This is a genomic window from Paraburkholderia sp. RL18-085-BIA-A, assembly GCF_046027075.1.
Classification (GTDB): Bacteria; Pseudomonadota; Gammaproteobacteria; order Burkholderiales; family Burkholderiaceae; genus Paraburkholderia.
In genome coordinates this window covers 1-3,133 of sequence record NZ_JARESU010000329.1, presented here as the reverse complement: position 1 = coordinate 3,133, position 3,133 = coordinate 1, and the positions used below count along the sequence as shown (strand labels likewise).

The following is a 3,133-nucleotide window of genomic DNA, read 5'->3' as shown; positions in this document are numbered from 1 at the left end:
GAGATCGGTGCCCGTAAGCACAACCACCAGCGGACGATCCGGGCAGGCATCGGCAAACCTGGCGATAGTCGGAGCCGAACGCCGGGCGTGCAATGCGATCAGACAGGCCGGTGGCTCCTGCAGTTGCTCGGCCGCAGGCCATTCGGCGCCAAGTGAAACCTGATAGCCTGTGCGCAGGAACCTGAACCAACGATTTGCGGTCTGCCAGTTTCCGTTGTTGGCGCCACGCAGTGCTGGACTGGCAATGAAAATTCTGGCCATTGGAGGACGCATGAGGTTACAGATTAACCCAGCGGGAACACGTCAACTGGACAAGACGCAGCTGGATGCGGCATTTGTCGATGCTCACCGTCGCACATGGGCCATCCTCGCGGATCTGACACCCGCGAAATTGCAGGTGCCCTGCGATCCCGGGATCAATCCGCCATTGTGGGAGTATGCGCATATTTCCTGGTTCACGGAGCACTGGATCCTGCGGGATCCGCAACGGGACTCGCAGGGCCGGTTCGCGCCCACCCGCCTCTCGCTGCTGGCAGACGCGGACCGATGGTTCGATTCGGGTCGCGTGGCTCACGACGATCGCTGGCACCTGGACCCGCCGCCGCTTGCACAGATTATCGACTACACAGGCGCAGTGCTGGAATATGTACGCACAAAACTCGCGGCAGTCACGAATTCTGACGAGGATCTCTATTATTTCCGTCTTGCCTTGTACCATGAGGACATGCATGCCGAGGCACTGACCTACATGCGGCAGACGCTGGACTACGCCGCGCACGCACCTTTGGCGATGTCGCCCATCGAGCGCTCCTCTGGCGCGGGCGAAATCGCGATTGAGGGCGAGACGTTCCTGATCGGAGGATCGCGTGACGAAGGCTTCGTGTTCGACAACGAAAAATGGCGGCACGCCGTGCCGATTGGGCCGGTGCAGATCGACCGCCAATGCGTGAGCAACGCCCGGTTTGCAGAGTTCGTTGCGGCGAACGGCTATCAGGATGAACGCTGGTGGTCGAACGACGGAATCGCGTGGTTGACGCGCACCGGGTTGAAGGCGCCGCGGCGGTGGCGCGAAGCGGCACGCGGCGGCTCCGCACAATGGGAGCATCGCTGGTTCGGGCGCTGGGAACCGCTGCCACTATCACTGCCGGTTTGTCACGTCAACGCGTACGAAGCGGAAGCCTTTTGCCGCTGGCAAGGCCGGCGCTTGCCTACGGAGGCCGAATGGGAGTACGCGGCATGCAATGGGCTGATCGAGTGGGGCGACTCGGTCTGGGAATGGACGGCTGGAACCTTTGCGCCTTATCCGGGCTTTTCGGCGGACCCATATGAAGACTATTCGGCTCCGTGGTTCCATACGCACCGAAGCGTGCGCGGCGCGTCGTTTGCGACACATGATCGAATGCGCAATCCCCGATACCGAAACTTTTATCTACCGGACCGCAACGACATTTTTGTAGGGTTGCGTACTTGCCTGTAAAGAGGCCGCCGGCATTCCGTCTCACGCGCTATGCGAAACACCTGATGCCGCTGCGACGAGCGCTTGCATTCCTGGACTGTGAGAGAAAGCGACAACCCTGCTATCGGCTTTGTCGGTTGAAATTTGGTGGGTATAGCTGAAGTGTCACCCCGGCATAGCCAATTGGGGCTTCCCAACGGTCGCGTAAAGCTTCGTGAAAAGCCGGTTGACGCAGAGTGTCGTGTAGTTTCGCCACTTTCAGAGAAGAAGCGGCAAGGGGCACAGCGGACTCAATAGCCCTCCACTGACCGTAGCGACATCTCAAATCAGAGCGGGGGGAGCAGGCTTCCAACCGACCTGCTTCGAATGTCGAGGCATACCAATCGCTCTTTTGTGCTACGGCAGACTGTCCGATCGGGGCAGCTCATAGCGCCGTTTTACGGGCGCTGCCGTTTTCCAGTATGGACACCTGTGCGTAAGCCCACCAACGTCAGCCGTGGGCTGTCGCTGCCCCGCCAGATGGGCGGCGGCGATCGCGGTCTTGCGATCGCGAACGGCACGCTCACGCTTTTGCTGTGCTACTCGAGCATGACACTGGCTTTTCTCGGAGAGTCAGCGATCTTCTCGATAATGCGCTATAGTTCACGCCGGTTGGCGGCACCGTGCGTAATGAAGTCAGTCAGACGCCGATCGGGCCGCAGCTTGGCATATCGACAACGGCCCGGGCATCCCGGTCGCCGAGCATGACTCCGTGCTGCAATGTCTTTGCCGCGGCGAGCAGGTGGGCCGTATAGCCGCCTCCGGGCTCAGACTCAGCATCGTGTGGGCGGTGCTTCGTCTGCGTGACTTCACGATGAGAATTGATAGCGTTGAACCGGGCGTCCGGATCACGATCGATTGGTGGTCGCGTTCACTCGGATGAGGCATCCGAACGCTGCGGTTGATCGTGCTGGCCGCTGAACGCAAGTCCCCTTGGTTGCACATTCACCGCTGAATCCCGCGTCGCTGTGGCAGGCGCGCGCGGCATACGGCGTGCGTGGGTCTTGCGCGAAGGGGATCACTCGCATCGCATGATCGGTTCGGTGCGATAGCCGTGATGACGCGCGTCCTCGGTTTTTCCAACACACGATTGACGAGACCGCGTGGTCGACTTTAGGACAGGCAATGAGTGATACCGGGAACAAAACGGTCGGCGTAGGTTGGGTTCTGTTCGCACTCGCCGTTGGCGGATTTGCCATCGGGACTACCGAGTTCGCGACGATGAGCCTGTTACCGTCTTTTGCGCACGGACTCGGAATTGATGCCCCTACGGCAGGACATGTCATCAGCGCATACGCACTGGGCGTGGTCGTGGGCGCGCCAGTCTTTGCGGTCCTGGGTGCGAGGCTTCCCCGCCGTACGCTGTTGATCGTTCTGATGGGCATGTTCGCTCTGGGCAATGGGATGAGCGCACTGGCGCCGAGCTACCATTGGATGGTGATCTTCCGATTCCTCAGTGGGCTGCCTCATGGCGCCTATTTCGGCGTCACGGCGCTGGTGGCGGCCTCGCTCGTGCCGGAGAATCGACGCACGGTAGCGGTAGGGCGCGTTTTCCTCGGCTTGACGTTTGCCACCATCATCGGCGTTCCGCTTGCCAACTGGTTAGGGCAGGGCGTTGGGTGGCGCTGGAGTTTTGGG

At 60.8% G+C, this 3,133-nt stretch carries 2 protein-coding genes and 2 pseudogenes; 3 read left to right on the top strand and 1 reads right to left on the bottom strand.

Features of this window, described 5'->3' with window-relative positions:
* Positions 1 to 273: pseudogene (locus P0D89_RS51915) on the bottom strand (selenoneine biosynthesis selenosugar synthase SenB); the annotation flags it as partial.
* Between P0D89_RS51915 and senA the strand changes: the two are divergent.
* The 3 genes and pseudogenes from senA to P0D89_RS51900 all read left to right on the top strand — a co-directional run.
* Entirely contained in the window at positions 272 to 1,477 is a 1,206-nt protein-coding gene (gene senA, locus P0D89_RS51910; protein ID WP_408370794.1) for a selenoneine synthase SenA, read from the top strand. The pseudogene P0D89_RS51915 and the gene senA sit on opposite strands and share 2 nt — an antisense overlap.
* A gap of 498 nt (positions 1,478 to 1,975) precedes the next feature.
* Positions 1,976 to 2,062: pseudogene (locus P0D89_RS51905) on the top strand (conjugal transfer protein); the annotation flags it as partial.
* A gap of 558 nt (positions 2,063 to 2,620) precedes the next feature.
* Positions 2,621 to 3,133 (top strand): MFS transporter (locus P0D89_RS51900; protein ID WP_408370796.1); only part of this gene is annotated, 513 nt, incomplete at its 3' end.